Annotated in this window: 14 protein-coding genes and 2 tRNA genes; 9 read left to right on the top strand and 7 right to left on the bottom strand. The window is 64.3% G+C overall.

All coding sequences use genetic code 11. The features are described from left to right. Position 1: 1 nt before the first annotated feature. The 4 genes from QW863_RS03035 to QW863_RS03020 are packed head-to-tail and all read left to right on the top strand — an operon-like array spanning position 2 to position 7,235. Complete coding sequence (locus tag QW863_RS03035) at positions 2-3,130, top strand: efflux RND transporter permease subunit (RefSeq protein WP_315711858.1); 3,129 nt, start codon at positions 2-4, stop codon at positions 3,128-3,130. Beyond that, entirely contained in the window at positions 3,130-6,234 is a 3,105-nt protein-coding gene (locus QW863_RS03030) for an efflux RND transporter permease subunit (RefSeq protein ID WP_315711860.1), read from the top strand. The genes QW863_RS03035 and QW863_RS03030 overlap by 1 nt, the downstream gene beginning before the upstream one ends. A 39-nt stretch (positions 6,235-6,273) precedes the next feature. After that, positions 6,274-7,011, top strand: coding sequence for a tRNA-uridine aminocarboxypropyltransferase (locus QW863_RS03025; protein ID WP_315711862.1), 738 nt, complete (start codon positions 6,274-6,276; stop codon positions 7,009-7,011). Positions 7,012-7,061: 50 nt separating this feature from the next. After that, complete coding sequence (locus QW863_RS03020) at positions 7,062-7,235, top strand: hypothetical protein (protein WP_315711864.1); 174 nt, start codon at positions 7,062-7,064, stop codon at positions 7,233-7,235. A gap of 50 nt (positions 7,236-7,285) precedes the next feature. Here QW863_RS03020 and QW863_RS03015 read toward each other — a convergent pair. After that, positions 7,286-7,359 (bottom strand) — tRNA-Cys (locus tag QW863_RS03015). 449 nt (positions 7,360-7,808) lie between these two features. Here QW863_RS03015 and QW863_RS03010 point away from each other — a divergent pair. Together QW863_RS03010 and QW863_RS03005 are read left to right on the top strand one after the other, a co-directional pair. Then, positions 7,809-8,384, top strand: coding sequence for a ubiquinol-cytochrome c reductase iron-sulfur subunit (locus QW863_RS03010; RefSeq protein ID WP_315711865.1), 576 nt, complete (start codon positions 7,809-7,811; stop codon positions 8,382-8,384). Positions 8,385-8,475: 91 nt separating this feature from the next. Beyond that, the gene (locus tag QW863_RS03005) at positions 8,476-10,218 is read left to right on the top strand and encodes a methanol/ethanol family PQQ-dependent dehydrogenase (protein WP_315711866.1); all 1,743 of its coding nucleotides are present in this window, start codon (positions 8,476-8,478) and stop codon (positions 10,216-10,218) included. Between the two features lie 114 nt (positions 10,219-10,332). Here QW863_RS03005 and QW863_RS03000 read toward each other — a convergent pair whose 3' ends face one another. From QW863_RS03000 to QW863_RS02975, 6 genes are all read right to left on the bottom strand, one after another. Next, positions 10,333-10,512, bottom strand: coding sequence for a hypothetical protein (locus tag QW863_RS03000; RefSeq protein WP_315711867.1), 180 nt, complete (start codon positions 10,510-10,512; stop codon positions 10,333-10,335). A gap of 369 nt (positions 10,513-10,881) precedes the next feature. Further along, positions 10,882-11,286, bottom strand: a complete 405-nt coding sequence (locus tag QW863_RS02995) for a response regulator (RefSeq protein ID WP_315711868.1) — start codon at positions 11,284-11,286, stop codon at positions 10,882-10,884. Then, entirely contained in the window at positions 11,264-11,728 is a 465-nt protein-coding gene (locus QW863_RS02990; RefSeq protein ID WP_315711869.1) for a response regulator, read from the bottom strand. Before QW863_RS02990 ends, QW863_RS02995 begins: the two co-directional genes overlap by 23 nt. 229 nt (positions 11,729-11,957) lie before the next feature. After that, positions 11,958-12,803, bottom strand: a complete 846-nt coding sequence (locus tag QW863_RS02985; protein ID WP_315711870.1) for an EamA family transporter — start codon at positions 12,801-12,803, stop codon at positions 11,958-11,960. A gap of 15 nt (positions 12,804-12,818) precedes the next feature. Further along, entirely contained in the window at positions 12,819-13,322 is a 504-nt protein-coding gene (locus QW863_RS02980; RefSeq protein WP_315711871.1) for an NUDIX domain-containing protein, read from the bottom strand. 166 nt (positions 13,323-13,488) lie between these two features. Then, positions 13,489-13,563 (bottom strand) — tRNA-Asn (locus tag QW863_RS02975). Positions 13,564-13,820: 257 nt separating this feature from the next. Between QW863_RS02975 and QW863_RS02970 the strand changes: the two genes are divergently transcribed. The 3 genes from QW863_RS02970 to QW863_RS02960 all read left to right on the top strand — a co-directional run bounded on the left by QW863_RS02970 (position 13,821) and on the right by QW863_RS02960 (position 16,473). Further along, positions 13,821-14,006 (top strand): hypothetical protein, encoded by a 186-nt coding sequence (locus QW863_RS02970; RefSeq protein WP_315711872.1) that lies wholly within the window; start codon positions 13,821-13,823, stop codon positions 14,004-14,006. 133 nt (positions 14,007-14,139) lie between these two features. Continuing rightward, positions 14,140-14,805 (top strand): protein-L-isoaspartate O-methyltransferase family protein, encoded by a 666-nt coding sequence (locus tag QW863_RS02965; RefSeq protein ID WP_315712619.1) that lies wholly within the window; start codon positions 14,140-14,142, stop codon positions 14,803-14,805. 282 nt (positions 14,806-15,087) lie between these two features. Further along, on the top strand, positions 15,088-16,473 hold the full coding sequence (locus QW863_RS02960; protein WP_315711873.1) for a TolC family outer membrane protein: 1,386 nt from the start codon (positions 15,088-15,090) through the stop codon (positions 16,471-16,473). Positions 16,474-16,662 lie beyond the last annotated feature (189 nt).

Below are 16,662 nucleotides of genomic sequence, written 5' to 3'. Positions count from 1 at the left end.
GATGAGCGTCTCCGAACCCTTTATCCGCCGTCCTATCGCGACCTCGCTGCTCGGCGTCGCGCTGCTGATCGGCGGGCTGCTCGGCTATCTCGCGCTGCCGGTCTCGGCGCTGCCGCAGGTCGACTTCCCGACCGTCCAGGTGACGACGCAACTGCCGGGCGCCAGCCCCGATGTGATCGCCTCGCTGATCACGGCGCCGCTGGAGCGCCAGCTTGGCCAGATCCCGTCGCTCTCGGCGATGAACTCGACGAGCTCGTTCGGCGTCAGCCAGATCTCGCTGCAGTTCGATCTCGGACGCGACATCGATGGCGCCACGCAGGACGTCCAGGCGGCGATCAATGCCGCCGCCGGCGTCTTGCCGAAGTCGCTGCCCTATCCGCCGACCTACGCCAAGGTCAATCCGGCCGACGCACCGGTCATGACGCTCGCGCTGACCTCGGACACGATCTCTTTGCGCGCGATGAGCGACATGGCCGACACGATCCTGGCGCAGCGGCTGAGCCAGGTCTCCGGCGTCGGCCGCGTCTCGGTGCTCGGCGGACTCAAGCCCGCGGTGCGCGTGCAGGCCGACCTGGCGCGGCTCGCCGCCTATGGCATCTCGATGGAGGACCTGCGCGCCGCCATCGCAGGCGCCAACGTCTCCGGTCCCAAGGGATCGCTCGACGGTGCCCAGCAGGCCTATCTGATCACGGCCAACGACCAGATCGGAGCCGCCGACGCCTACAAGCCGATCATCATCGCCTACCGCAACGGCTCGCCGGTCACGATCGGCGATGTCGCAACGATTATCGATGGTCTGGAGAACGATCGGACCGGCGGCTGGTACCAGGGTGTCCCTGCGGTCATCCTCGACATCCAGCGCCAGCCGGGTGCCAACGTCATCGAGGTCGTCAAGCAGATTCGTGCCGAGATCCCGAAGCTGCAGCGCACGCTTCCCGCCGGCGTGAAGCTCGCCATCGTCAGCGATCGCACCGTGACCATCCGCGCCTCGGTGCACGACGTGCAGTTCACGCTGGTGCTCAGCGTGGTGCTGGTGACGCTGGTTGTGCTGCTGTTTCTGCGCTCGCTGCGCGCCACGATCATCGCCGGCGTCGCGCTGCCGCTGTCGCTGATCACGAGCTTCGGCGTGATGTACTTCGCCGGTTTCAGTCTCGACAATCTCTCGCTGATGGCACTCACCATCGGCACCGGCTTCGTCGTCGACGACGCCATTGTGATGATCGAGAACATCGTGCGCCACATGGAAAATGGCGAGAGCGCGATGAACGCTTCGCTGCGCGGCGCGCGCGAGATCGGCTTCACCGTGATCTCGCTGACCGTGTCGCTGATCGCGGTGTTCATTCCGCTGCTGTTCATGTCCGGGCTTGTCGGTCGCATGTTCCGCGAGTTCGCGTTGACCTTGACGATCGCAGTCGTGACGTCGGCGGTGGTCTCGCTGACCCTGACGCCGATGATGTGCTCGCGGCTGTTGAAGCATGCCAGCGAGGAATGGGTGCTGCCGGGGCTGAACGCCATCAGCCGCTTCATCGACCGCACGGTGGCGGTCTATCACCGCAGCCTGCTCTGGGTGCTCGACCGCCAGACCGAGACGCTCGTCGTGACCTTCGCGACCTTGGCGGCGACCTTGGCGCTCTACGTCGTCGCGCCCAAGGGCTTCCTGCCGCTGCAGGATACCGGCTCGATCACGGCGGTGACCGAAGCCGGCCCTGACGTGTCGTTCGCCGAAATGAAGAAGCGCCAGGCGGACGTCGCCGCCGCGATCCAGGCTGACCCCGACGTCGTCGGCGTCGTCTCGGTGATCGGCGCCGGATCGGTCAACCCGACCACCAATGTCGGCCGTCTCGTCATGACCTTGAAGCCACTCGGCGAGCGGCAGGACGGCGTCGCCGAGGTGATCGACCGGCTGAAGCAGAAAACCTCGGGCGTGCCCGGCATGACCGTGTACTTCCAGCCGGTCCAGGACGTGCAGATCTCGACCCAGGCGAGCCGCTCGCAGTACCAGTACACGCTGACCGGTGCCGATGCCGCCGAGGTGTCGAAATGGGCGAGGCAGCTTGTCGGAGAAATGCGCCGCGACCCTCTATTCCGCGACGTCTCCTCCGAAGCCCAGGAGGGCGGCCTGCGCGCGGAGCTGACCATCGACCGCCAGCGCGCCGGCCAGCTCGGCGTCAGCCTGCAGGGCGTCACCGACACGCTCAATGACGCCTTCGCGCAGCGGCAGATCTCGACGATCTACGGCCAGGCCAACCAGTACCGCGTGGTGCTGGAAGCGCTGCCGATGTATCAGCGCGACCCGTCGGTCCTGTCGAAGCTCTATCTGCCCGGCGCCGGCGGCCAGGTACCGCTCTCGGCGGTGGCAAGCCTCAAGCGCACCACGGCGCCGCTGGCGATCTCGCATCAGGCGCAGTTTCCGGCGGTGTCGCTGAGCTTCAACCTCGCGCCCGGCGCGGCGCTCAGCGAGGCGGTCGACGCGCTTCATGCGACCGAGAACCGCATCGGCATGCCCGGCAGCATCATCGGCGTCTATTCGGGCGATGCCGCCGAGTTCGCCAAGTCGCTGGCCGGCCAACCCTGGCTGCTGCTCGCGGCCGTGGTTACGATCTACATCGTGCTCGGCGTGCTCTATGAGAGCTACATCCATCCGATCACGATCCTGTCGACGTTGCCGTCGGCGGGCGTCGGCGCCATCCTGGCCCTGATGCTGTTCGGCCAGGATCTCTCGGTGATCGGCCTGATCGGCATCATCCTCCTGATGGGCATCGTCAAGAAGAACGCGATCATGATGATCGACTTCGCGCTCGAGGCGGAGCGTCACGAGAACCGCCCCCCCTACGACGCCATCGTGCAGGCGTGTCTCCTGCGCTTCCGCCCGATCATGATGACGACCCTGGCCGCTCTGTTCGGCGCGCTCCCGCTGGCGATCGAGAGCGGCACCGGCTCGGAGCTGCGCTTTCCGCTCGGCATCTCCATCATCGGCGGCCTGCTGCTCAGCCAATTGCTGACGTTGTACACGACGCCGGTCATCTATCTCGCGCTCGACCGCATCAATCGTCGCTTCGAGCGCGCGCTGCCGTCGGCGCCGGACCTGCCGTCGCCGCCGATCGCAGGTGCGACCGAAGGCATCCAGTGATGGCCTCGATCTCCGAGCCGTTCATCCGCCGGCCGGTCGGCACCACGCTGCTCTCGATCGGCCTGTTCCTGGTCGGGATCGTCGCCTATATCTTCCTTCCCGTCGCACCGGTGCCGAACGTCGACTTCCCCGCGATCTTCGTCAGCGCGTCGCGCCCGGGTGCGGACCCGTCCGTCATGGCGGGGACGGTCGCGGCGCCGCTGGAGCGGCGACTCGGCGAGATCGCGGGCGTCAACCAGATCACCTCGACGAGCTCGCTCGGCACCACCAACATCCAGATCCAATTCTCGATCGGCCGCGACATCGACAAGGCGGCGCGCGACGTGCAGGCAGCCATCAATGCCTCGCTGTCGGACCTTCCGAGCGACCTTCCGGCGCTGCCGCGGTTCCGCAAGGCGAACACGGCCGCGGCTCCCGTATTCGTTCTGGCGCTGACCTCGAAGACGATGACGACGAGCGCGATGTACGACGTCGCCGACACCGTGCTGGCGCAGCGGCTGTTCCAGGTGCCCGGCGTCGGTAACGTCACTGTCAGCGGCGCCGATCAACCCGCCGTGCGCATCGCGCTCAATCCGGTCTCGCTCGCCAATGCCGGCATTTCGACCGACGATGTCCGGACGGCGATCATCAATGCCAATCCGATCGGACCTGTCGGCATCTTCGAGGGCGGCCGCCAGAGCGAGACCATCGCCATCAACCGGCAGATGCGCAGCGCGGCCGAATTCCGCGACATCCTGATCAAGAGCAGCAATGGCAGCTTCGTGCGGCTGTCGGATGTCGCCGACGTCGAGGATTCCGTACGCAACGTGCGTTCGATCGCCTGGTTCAACAAGCAGCCAGCGGTGCTGATCCAGATCGCCAAGCAGGGCGATGCCAACGTGATCGAGACGGTCGACCGTGTGAAGGCGCTGATCCCGGAGCTCAAGCAATGGCTGCCGGCGGGCATCGAGATCTCCACTCTGGTTGACCGCACCGGGACCATTCGCGCCTCGGTCGACGACATGCAGTGGACGTTGCTCGCGACCGCCGTGCTGGTGATGGTCGTCGTGTTCCTGTTCCTTCGCCGTCTGGTGCCGACGGTCGCGGCCGGCGTCTCGGTGCCGCTGGCGCTCGCCGGCACCTGCGCGGCGATGTGGCTCGCAGGCTTCTCGATCGACAATCTGTCACTGATGGCGCTCGCGATCTCCGTCGGCTTCGTCGTCGACGACGCCATCGTCATGATCGAGAACATGTACCGCAATCTCGAGCATGGCCTGTCGCCGATGCGCGCCGCGCTCGACGGCGCCCGCCAGATCGGCTTTACCGTGTTGTCGATCAGCCTTTCCTTGATTGCGGCCTTCGTGCCGTTGATCTTCATGGACGGCGTCGTCGGCCGTCTCCTGCGTGAGTTCTCGCTGACGCTGACCTTCGCAATCGTCGTGTCGACATTGGTGTCGCTGACGGTGACGCCGATGATCTGCGCGCATTACATCAAGGAGACGCTGTCCGATCGTGCCACCTGGTTCGACCGTATCGTCGAAGGCGCGCTGTCCGGCATGGTCCGCTTCTATGCCTGGACGCTGCGCGGCGTGCTGGTTTATCCGTTTCTCACCCTGATCGTGTTCTTCGCCACCATCGCGCTCACGGTGACGCTCTACATCAAGGTGCCCAAGGGCTATTTCCCGACCGACGATTCCGGCTTCGTCATCGGTGCGACGCGCGCCTCGGCCGACATCTCGTTCCAGTCCATGCTTGGTCTGCAGCAGCGGCTCGCCGACATCGTGATGGCCGATCCCGCCGTGGCCGGTATCGGCTCGACGATCGGGGGCGGCGGCGGGCCGGGTGGCGCGACGTCCAACCGCGGCACCATGTTCATCAATCTCAAGCCCCCGGCGGAGCGCGAGGGCGTCTCCACTGAGCTCGTGATCAACCGCCTCAGGCGGAGCCTCGCGACGGTCCCCGGCATTCGGCTCTTCATGTTCGCCGCGCAGGACGTGCGCACCGGCGGCCGTCAGAGCGATTCCGACTATCAGTACACGTTGAGCAGCCCCGATCTCGACCTTCTGCAGAAATGGGCGCCGATTGTCGCCAAGCGCCTGGAGACGGTTGACGGCATCACCGACATTTCCAGCGACCGCGATCCCGGTGGCCTGCAGCTCGCGCTGCGGATCGACCGACAAAAGGCGGCGAGCCTCGGCGTCCGCGTCCAGGATATCGACAACGCGCTCAACAACGCCTTCGCGCAACGCCAGATCTCGATCGTCTACAGCCAGCGCAACCAGTACATGGTCGTGCTGGAGATCGACCCGAAATTCCAGACCGATCCCTCCAATCTCGACCGCATCTATGTGGCCGGGGCAGGGGACGCGCAGGTGCCGTTGTCGGCGCTGGTCAAGGCCGAGCGTGGCCTGTCACCGCTGGCGGTGTATCACTCGCAATCGTTCCCTTCGACCACCGTGTCGTTCAACCTGCTGCCGGACGTGCCCTTGCAGACCGCGACCGCCAACATCCAGCGCGCCGTCGACGAGCTGCACATGCCGGAGGGCATCCGCGGCAGCTTCGACGGCAATGCCGGGGACTTCAACAAGAGCAGCGGCCGCCAGCCGCTCTTGATCCTGTTCGCCCTGGCCGCGATGTATATCGTGCTCGGCGTGCTCTATGAGAGCCTGGCGCATCCGCTGACCATCATCTCGACCCTGCCGTCGGCCGGGCTCGGCGCGCTGCTCGCTTTGCAGGTCACCAACACACCGCTGACAGTGATCGCCTTCGTCGGCATCATCCTGTTGATCGGCATCGTCAAGAAGAACGGCATCATGCTCGTCGATTTCGCGCTCGAGGCCGAGCGCCAGCGCGGCATGTCCTCGGCCGATGCGATCTTCGAGGCCTGCCGGGTGCGCTTTCGCCCAATCCTGATGACGACCCTCGCCGCGCTGTTCGCCGGCCTGCCGCTGGTGATCGCGACCGGTCCGGGCACCGAGCTGCGCCGCCCGCTCGGCATCACCATCATCGGCGGGCTGCTGGTGTCGCAGATCCTCACCCTCTACACCACGCCGGTGATCTACCTGCTGATCGACCGGCTGCGCCGCCGCTCGACCCCGGAGCCGCTCGCCGCGCCCGCTGAATGAGCCGTTGTGGCCCTGTCCGCGGGCGCGTATAGCCGCCGCATGCCAGAACCACACGACCATCCGCCGCTCGCCACCGAGGCGCCGCCCGATTGCCCGCGTTGCCAGAAACCGCTGCCGCTGTGCATCTGCGACAGCGTCACACCGCTGGAGAGCCGGCTGGGGCTCCTGATCCTGCAGCATCCGCAGGAGCAGGATCGCGCGCTCGGCACCGCGCGGCTCGCCGCCCTGCATTTCAAGAACGCGGTGGTCAAGGTCGGGCTATCCTGGCCAAGCCTCGCCAAGGCACTGGGACGGCCGGTCGCCGATCCCGCGCGCTGGGCCATTCTCTATCTCGGCTCGGCGAAGGCGGCCGAGCTCGATCCCGAGAGCGAGGTGGTCGCGGTGACCCGCAAGGGTGAGGTCGCCGACAACCAGCGCGCCATCCTCAAGTCGATCGAGGGCGTGATCCTGCTCGACGGCACCTGGAGCCAGGCCAAAGCGCTGTGGTGGCGCAATCCGTGGATGCTGAAATGCCAGCGCGTGATCCTCGGGCCGCGGCAGCCGTCGCGCTACGGCCGGCTGCGGCGCGAGCCGCGCCGCGACGGGCTGTCGACCATCGAGGCTGCGGGGATGCTGATGGCCGCGCTGGAACGGCGGCCGGAGATCGCCACGGCCCTCGACGCGAGCTTCGAGCGCATGCTGGCGCGGTATCGGGAGGTGGAAAAAGCGCAGCCGGAGCTCACGCCCCGCCCAAAGGCCCGCAAGCCGGATTGGCGCAACCGTAAACGGCGGGTTTAGGAACCGGAGGTACGCTTCTTGCATTGCCGCATGGAACGAGGATGAGAGCCATGCCGGAAGCAGAAAAGTCCAATGTGGTGCAGTTTCGGGATTACGCGCCCCGGCTGGCCGGCAGATCCGGCTCGGATCGGACGGGCGTCTCGGCCGGTGAACGAGGGGCAATTCTGACTTGGCCGCGCGCGCAGGTCAGCTATCCCGGCGGCATCGACGATCTGCCCATCTAGCGCCGGTTCGCGGCCCCAATGGGTAGTCCAACCGCTTGATTTTGATCGAGTGGAGGCCACGACCAGAATTGAACTGGTGTAAACGGTTTTGCAGACCGCTGCGTAACCACTCCGCCACGTGGCCCCTGTGGGCGGAGCAATATAGGCAATCTCTCGGTTAGGCAACCACTCTCGTCGCGAAGGCCGACGCCGTCGATCCGGGCCTTCGGCCAGCTGGAATTTCGATCCGCCCAGCCGCGTTCGAACTGGTCGCATCGGGCACGGCAGCGCAGAGAGGGATTGTCGCGCCGCCCTCATCGCGACCCTGGTCCACATCGCGTGGTCGCAATCCCAGACGGAGCTGGCGACACCGTCGCTTCCGATCACGAGGAGCTTTCGCCGAACCGCTGCACCGGCGATGACGCGCAGCAGCGACGATAGTTGAAGACATCGCGGCGAAATCGCGCAACGCGCCTTGATTTCTTCAGGTTGTGTCGTTCTAATTATTCTATGTCAGGGTGCGTTGCGGGGAGCCGAGCTCCCTAAAACAGCACGCCTGCGACTCGCACACAACTTCACACGCAAAGATCTGTCATGGATGATCACCCGACACGCCGCTCGGTGGTTTTCGGCACGCTTGCCGCATGCGCAACGGTTGCCAGCGCGGCGGCCGATGACGACGATCCGCGCAAGGAGAAGCGGCCGCAAAAAGGCGACCTGATCGTGTTCTCGGAAGGGGAACGCGAAGGGCAGACGATCACGCCTGATGACTTGAAGATTGGCGAGCCACCGGTTCATGGGTGGCCGAAGGATCCAGCGAATGCGATCGTGCGTGACGGGTCGCGATTGAACGAGGTGCTGCTCGTCAGGCTCGATCCAAACGAACTCGACGAAGACACGCGTCAGCGTGCGGCCGAAGGCATCGTCGCCTATTCGGCCATCTGTTCGCATGCGGGATGCCCGGTCACGGCCTGGATCAAGGCGACCGAGGGCAACGACGATGTCTTCAAATGCATGTGCCACAATTCCGAGTACGACCCGAGGCGCGGGGCGCAGGTCGTGTTCGGCCCCGCGCCCCGGCGGCTCGCCGCGCTTCCCCTCGTGCTCAAGGACGGCGCGCTCATGATCGCTGCGCCCTTCATTGGAAAGGTAGGTGGCCAACAGGGCTGATGAGATCCCATGTGCCTATCGGAACTCGCATCGTCTCGACGCCCGTCACGACAACAAGTGAATCGAAAAACGAAGCAGGGGAGGTTTGTCCATGTCCATCACGTCCACCGCGATCAAGCAATGGCTGCTATCGAGCACCGTGGCGTTCACCTGTCTCGCCGCACCGGCAGCCGTGGCCGGCCCGATTGACAACTACAGTCCTGTCACGCCCACGCGGCTCGAAGATCCCGAGCCAGGCAACTGGATGCTCTATCGCCGGACCTATGATGGCCAGGGGTATAGTCCGCTCGACCAGATCAACACCACGAACGTCAAGGACATGGTGCCGGTCTGGACCTTTGCCACCGGCGTGGTCGAGGGGCACGAGGCGCCGCCGCTGGTCAACAACGGCGTCATGTTCATCACGACGCCGATGGGGCAGGTGATCGCGCTGAATGCCAAGACCGGCGACCAGTACTGGCGCTACAAGCGCGAGCTCCCGGAGGATCTGTTCCAGCTGCATCCGACCAATCGCGGCGTCGGCCTGTGGCAGGACAAGCTCTACCTCGCCACGACGGACGATCATCTGGTCGCGCTCGACGCCAAGACCGGCAAGGTGCTGTGGGACAAGAAGGTCCAGGACTACAGGAAGGGACAATATCTCACGCTGATGCCGCTCATCGTCGACGGCAAGGTGATGGTCGGCGGATCCGGCGGCGAGTTCGGCGTCCGCGGCTATGTTGCCGCTTATGACGCCGAGGACGGCAAGGAGCTTTGGCGCACCTTCACTATTCCTTCCGAAGGCGAGCCCGGGCATGACACGTGGAGCGGCGACGACTGGAAGAATGGCGGCGGGTCTGCCTGGATGACCGGCACCTACGACAAGGACACCAAGACGGTGTATTGGGGCGTCGGCAACGCCGCGCCCTGGCCGGGGGGCCTGCACCCCGGCGACAATCTCTACACCAGCTCGGTGATCGCGCTGGATCCTGCGACCGGAAAGATCAAGACGCATTTCCAGTATCACCAGAACGACTCGTGGGACTGGGACGAGGTCGATGCACCGATGCTGGTCGACCTGCAGCGGGACGGCCGCAGCTTCAAGAGCCTGATCCATCCCGGACGCGACGCCATCTTCTGGGTGCTCGAGCGCACGCCGGTGCGAATCAACTACGTCAACGGCTGGAACTTCGTCCACACCGATGTCTGGAAGGGAATTGAGCCCGAGACGGGACGGCCGATCGTCGATCCCGCGCACAAGCCGACGCTCGGCAAGCGTGTCGACTTCTGTCCCTCGTTGTGGGGCGGCAAGGACTGGCCGTCCGCGGCCTACAGCCAGAAGACGCGCTTCGTCTACGTGCCGGCGAACGAGAATTTCTGCGGCGGCTTCACCGGGGAGAAGCTGCCGCTCGTTCCCGGCCAGCTCTGGCTCGGCACCAAGGCCGAGGACATCGGGCTCACGGTGCGGCCCGGTGCCGACCATTTCGGGGAGCTGCAGGCCTGGGATCCGGCGACAGGCAAGAAGGTGTGGTCGCACAATTTCCCGAAATCCCAGCTGTTCGGGTCGGTGACCGCGACGGCGGGCGATCTCGTTCTGGTCGGCGGCACCAACGACCGGATGTTCCGGGCGTTCCATGCCAAGACCGGTGAGCTGCTGTGGGAGCAGAAGACGAACTCGGGCATCATGGGCATGCCCGTCGCCTATGAGGCGGATGGCACGCAGTACATCGCCGTGCAATCCGGCTGGGGCGTCGATGCGCAGCGCATCCAGGATGCGCTCTCGAAAGGCGACATCGGTCTGGAGGACAACGTCCCGCAGGGCGGCGTCGTCTGGGTATTCGCAGTCAGGAAGTAGCGCCGGTGATCTGAAGGGCGGCGGCCTCGGCAGTCGCCATCTCAGAAAATGAAGACCGCGGCAGCGTTCCGGCGTGCCGATCCCTTGGCTTGCATGACGACAGAAGATCGCGCGTCAGCAGGCCGCGAACCAGCCGTCCGGAAACGGGATCAGCGGCCAGGCGCCCTGGTTGTCGTTGGCCGCCGTGGGGAAATGCAGAATTGAGAACAAGCGGGCCATGGAATCGGTCTCGGTCTCGGGCGCAATAGCGGTTCTCACAACGTCCATCAACAACTCGTATTCGGCTTCGCTCATCTCGCCCTCGCGCAAACTGCGAGCCACGATGGCGAAATTCCACTTTTTTCAAATTGAGCGGATCGTTCAAATTCTAACGATCGGGCACGACGGACCCAATTGGTTAGCGGTGCCCTTCGTTCCAAATATACCGCGGTCCGCTTTGTTCCAGTGTGAACGGGCTCACATCCCAAGGCTTCGCGTCGTCGGTGACCCGTCTGCCCGCGCGGCAGGTGATGCCGTGCAGCGATCACGATCCGGCCCGTAGCCGACCGGGAGCAAGAGATCCGCAACGCCTGCCGCGAGTCGCAGGCCGCTTCACTGGCAAAGGCCGAAGAGGCGACCCGCTCCAAACGTCCGGCTCGACGCAAGCGGCAGAATCGCTGGCGGTCAAACCGCGACGGCGAGAAGCTCGGTGTCCTGCACCAGAATGTCGCGCATCAGCTGCGACAGGTCTTTCGGCTTGAACGGCTTCGCCAAACGATGAAGGCCGACCATTCTGGGCGAGGGGCCGAGCAAATCAGGCGTCCCGCGTCCTGATTCCAGCACCATGCCCGACATCATCACGATGGGCATCGTGGGCCGGGCCGCCCGTGCAGCCCGGATGACCTCGTTGCCGTCCATGTCGGCCAAGTTGAGATCGATCAGAGCCGCGGCGAAATCATCGCGGGACACGGCATCCATGGCCAGCCGACCGTCGGTGACGGCAGTGACCGCGTAGCCCTCGCGAACCAGAAGGTGCTGGATGACACAGCAAACGCCGACTTCGTCATCAACGACCAGGATGTTCATCATGAGCCCTTCCTGACAGACGTGGATGAGGAGCGACGTGCCGCGCCTCGCTCAGAAGTCGTTGGCGCACCTCGATCGCACGATCGACCGCTTCGAGCAGATCGAGGATGTCGAACGGCTTCTGCAACGCTGCCGTCGCTCCGAGCTTGATTGCCATACCGAGGAAGTCTGGAGCACCCAGTTTCTTGTCGGTGAACGCGTAACCGGAGATCGCGATGAACGGGACCGTGGGATCGAGCTTGATGAGCTCGCGAATGGTTGCGATGCCGTCCATGCCCGGCATGAACATGTCGATCACGACGGCATCGAAGGACACGCTGCCGATCAATCGAATGCCGGTCGGACCGTCCGGCGCGAGAAACACGCAGAACCGCTTCTTCTTCAATAATGTTTCCAGCGCAGCGCGCGTGGCACAATCATCATCAATAATGAGGACAGTAGGCATGGGCCACCTCAGTATCAGCAGGACTGAAGGACGCTCACGCTACAAGGACAATAGGCTGAGGCTCGAAAATGGCAAAGTAGTTAACACTGAATTAGTTGTCGCGATTCGGCAACCAGGGGTTTTACGGAACTTCCTGTCCGGGGCCGCTGGCCGGCCTTCTGTTGTGCATCATGCGATGAAGATGGAACTATGATGTCCGGGGGTGATGGCTCCGGTTGTTTGAAGAATCTCAGTCCGGCTTGAGCAGGGCGACCGCGACCAGCCCCATTGCGATCAGCGCTGCACAGCAGAGTCGTCGCGGCGTTGCACGCTCCTTCAGGAACAGCACGCCGATCAGCGTCGCAAACAGGACGCTGCATTCGCGAAACGCGACCACATTGGCAATCGGATTGCGGCTCAAGGCCCAAAGGAATACCACGAACGACGTCAGCCCCAGGGTGCCTGCGATCAGCACCGGGATCCAGGCGTCTCGGATCTCCAACACCAGCGCAGGTCCTCGCAGCATCATCGCGACGAGAAAGAACACGACACTGTCGAGTACGATCATCCAGACCGTGAACGAAGCCCAGCCTTCGGTCTGCCGGGTGCCTGCCGCATCGACGACCGAATAGCCGGCGATCAGTGCGGCGGCGCTGACGGCGGCCCAGAACGCGCGGCGGTCGATCGGACCGTGGATTCGGTCGCTCGCCAGGCCGGTGATGCCGAGGACGATGACGGCAATTCCGATCAACTGCCCGCTCCGTGGCAGTTGCTGCAGACCCAGCGAGGCAAATAGCGTTGCGAACAGCGGAACGATGCCACGCGCGATCGGGTAGGCGCGTCCAAGCTCGGCCGAACGGTAGGCCATTGCGAGGCTCGCCTTGTAGCCCGCGTGCAAGACCAGCGAGGCCACGATGAGCGGCCAGGTCGCGAGTGCCGGAACGGGAACGAGAAACAGGAAGGGCAGGATCAGGGCGCTGCTGACCAGACCCATGCCAGCGAGGAGGGAGAGGCCGCTGCCGGTCTTGACGATGGCATGCCAGCTCGCGTGAAGCAGACCGGCCATCAGCATGAGAATTGCGGCGACAGGATCCAACGACTCGAGTCCGGTTCAGCTTTCGGGCCGCCAGCTCGCGGCAGCGAAGTAGGGGGTGGGGTCGTGCTGGAGCGCCTGCCGCGAGATGATCCGGCTCGATGGCGACACCGGGAGCTGGTCCCATTCCCCACGATCGACGAATCGAAGGCTCGCGATCTCCTCGCCATCGGGCGCAAGCGCGCCGCCTTCGATGACGGCCTCGAAGGCGATCACCGTGTAGTAGGTCAGATCACCGTTGGGATAGCGGATGAGGAACTCCGGGCCCCCGAACACCCCGAGCAGGCGAATCGGCCGGGCCACGAGCCCGGTCTCCTCGAAGCATTCGCGGGTGGCCGCGTCGGCCGGGTGCTCATTCGGATCGATGGCGCCGCCGGGCAACGTCCAGAGGCCCGTCTCCGCGTCGCGCCCGAGCAGAATGCGGCCCTGGTTGTCGAACACGGAGATGGAAACCGCTGTGGTCGCCAAAAGATCATGGCCGATCTTGCTGCGGACGGCTCTCAGATGATCGGAAATCGGCATCGCTGGTCGTCACTTGCAAGAGATGCGCCCCGCTTGCCCGACGCTCCATGCGCGGTCAAGGCAAGACAGCGAAGATCGGCGCACGTTCGCGGCCAATCGGCGGATGTCCCGCGTCACAAGAAAGAGGGATTGGGAGGATATATAGAACCATTCGGCATGGCCAGAATGGCTCCCCGGGCTGGATTCGAACCAGCGACCATTCGATTAACAGTCGAATGCTCTACCGCTGAGCTACCGAGGAACAGGCGAAGCAATGTTCGCGAATGCGGCTGCGTATAACAAAGCCGTTTCGCCTTGCATAGAACGAAATCGCATCTTTGCGACGATTGCGGGCTCAGGAATAAAATACCGAAATTTCAGATGGTTAGATTGATTTTGAACGCTTGCTGGGCAGCGGTCGCCCACAGTTCGATGACAGGAAATTCACTTGGAAGGGAGCAAACCGGCCCCGATAGTTTGCTGGAACCGGCCAGTGCCCGCGGTCATGGAGTGTCGTAGATGCCAAACACCGTCGTCCCATTCGCTGAAGCAGTCTCCGCGCCCTCGTTGATTCCCGACCAGGTCGAGCGTCTCAGCGATGACGAATGTCTCACGCGGTTGGCCGACATGATGACGCGCGGTGATTCCGAACATATTGACGAGATCGCGCAGTTGCTCGGGCGACTGGCCGTGGTGATCGAGTAGCCGGCGGTCGGCTCACTCACAGGTGGCGTCCCAGCGGCTCCGTTGAAACCCGCATGTTGCCTTTTCCAGGGCCTTGTACCAAAAGATTGCGCAGATCGTCCGCGGTCCATCCGCTTTGCTTGCAGGTCTGCTCATGTCTTCATTCGCGACGGCGCGCCAGAAAATGGTCGATGGTCAGGTCCGGACCAACGACGTCACCGATCACCGCGTGCTGGATGCGTTGTTGACCGTGCCGCGGGAAGCCTACGTTCCCACAGATCGGCAGGCGCTGGCCTACCTCGACTTGGATCTCGACGTCTCCGAAACCGCCTCGGCCAAGCGGTATCTGATCAAGCCGATGCTGACGGGAAAACTGCTGCAGGCTGCCGAGATCAAGCCGACCGACAGCGTGCTGGTGGTTGGATGCGCGACGGGCTATCTCGCCGCGCTGGCCGCCCGACTGGCGGGCAGCGTGACGGCGACTGAGGTCGATTCTGCCATCGAAGGGCGCGCCAAGCAGCTGCTTGCCGCCGTCGATGGCTGCCCGGTTACGATTCGAGTCGCGCCGGCCGCGCAGGGTGATCCGGCGGACGGCCGCTTCGACGTGATTCTCCTCAATGGAGCGACCGAGGTCGCTGTGGACGGTCTTTGCCGTCAATTGAAGGAGGGCGGCCGCCTGGTCGGCGTCTTCGCCGCCGCGCGTCCCGCCCGCGCCATGATCTTTACGCGATCGCATGGTGATATCGGCAGCAGGGTTCTGTTCGATGCTGCGGCGCCGGTCATTTCCGGTCTCGAGCGGGTCCCCGAGTTCGTTTTTTAAGTCGTCCGACGAGGTCCTTAGCGACCCCTCTGAATTGCCGAGCCGCCCGTCGCGCAGCACGGCTTGGTGCGTCGTCTTCGCGGCCGCGGGCGGGCAAAATTCTGTTTTAAATCAGAAGTGTGGCCTGGATGCTGCACGTTGACAGTTTTCGATACGGGTTCCAGGCTTGGGTGGTTCCGTTGCGCTTGCATGGGGAATAAGGTGCGAGGTGCGCGGGAGTCTCTTCAACAGGTTACGGCCCGGCTCTGGCGTTCGAGCCGGTAACAAATGAATGGAACAGGGATGTTTGGGGTGAAGCTCGTCACCGCAGCGGCGGCTGTGGTCCTCGTGATGGCTTGTGCAGGCCCGACGCCAGCGCTGGCCGACACGATCGAGGCTGCGCTGGTGCGTGCCTATCAGAACAACCCGCAACTGAACGCGTCGCGGGCCCAGGCTCGTGCGGTCGACGAAGGCGTTCCGCAGGCACTCTCGGGGTATCGGCCGAAGGTCAGTCTGAATGCGACGGCGGGCATTCAGTATACGGATTTGCAAGCGGCACCCGCTACGCCGGCCGTGAACGGCGTGCAGAGGCCGCGAAGCGTCGGCCTGACGGTCAACCAGAATCTGTATAACGGTCAGCAGACGGCAAACGGCGTGCGCAAGGCCGAGGCGAACGTCTCGGCGCAACGCGAGGCTCTCCGCATTCTTGAGCAGCAGGTGCTGCTAGCGGCGGCCACGATCTATATGGACTATCTGCGCGATGCGGCGATCGTCGAGGTCCAGCGCAGCAACACGCGGGTGCTGGAGCAGACGCTCAAGCAGACCCGCGATCGGTTCAACGTCGGCGAGGTCACCCGCACCGACGTCGCGCAATCCGAGGCTCAGCTCGCCGCCGGCCGCACGCAGCAGCTCACAGCAGAGGCCCAACTAACGGCGACCCGCTCGAACTTCCGCCGAATCATCGGCAACGATCCCCAGAACTTGGCGCCGGGCTCTCCTGTCGACCGTTATTTGCCGGCGACCCTCCAGCAGTCGGTCGAAACGGCTCTGACGGAAAACCCGAACGTAACCTCGGCGATGTACGGCATCGACGTCCAGTATCTGCAGGTCAGGATCAACGAGGGTGCTCTGCTGCCGACCGTAAACGTCCAGGCTCAGGCGCAGCAGGGCTATGAGTCGAGCCTGCAATCCTATCGTGGGTTCAGCGCGTCGGCTGTCGCCTCGGTGAACGTCCCGATCTACAATGGAGGGGCGGAATACGCGCTGATCCGGCAGTCCAAGGAGTCGCTGGCGCAGCAGCGTCTGGTCCTGGAGCAGACCCGCGATCAGGCTCGCTCCGACGTGGTATCTGCCTGGGGCAAGCTGCTCGCGGGCAAGGCACAGGTGCAGTCGGCACAGGCCCAGGTGGCGGCCTCCGAGATCGCCTTGAACGGCGTGCGCGAGGAAGCCAAGGCGGGCCAGCGGACCACGCTGGATGTCCTCAACGCTCAGCAGGCGCTGGTCAACGCGCGGAATTCGCTGGTGAACGCCCAGCATGACCGCGTGGTGGCCTCCTATACGGTGCTTCAGACCGTGGGGCGGCTGTCACCGCAGGTGCTGAACCTGCCGACCACCACCTACGATCCCAGCGTGCACTACCAGCAGGTCCGGGATAACTGGGCGGGTGTGCGGACGCCGGATGGTCATTAGTACATTCTTAATATCGCCCCTGATCCCTCGGTCCTTGGCCGGGGGATTTTTTTGTGGCACATGCTGTGGTTGTGACGAATGGGCGACGCTTGACGGGCGACCTCCGTGCTCCACCGGGTTCGCGGCCAGCGTTGCTTGCATTCATTTGTTGCCATGACATAGCCTCAAAATGGCCGCCGAACGATTCGG

This window comes from Bradyrhizobium sp. SZCCHNR1017 (genome assembly GCF_032381375.1).
GTDB lineage: Bacteria > Pseudomonadota > Alphaproteobacteria > Rhizobiales > Xanthobacteraceae > Bradyrhizobium.
Note: the sequence above shows the minus strand (reverse complement) of the source record. Positions and strands in the feature narration are given on the sequence as shown.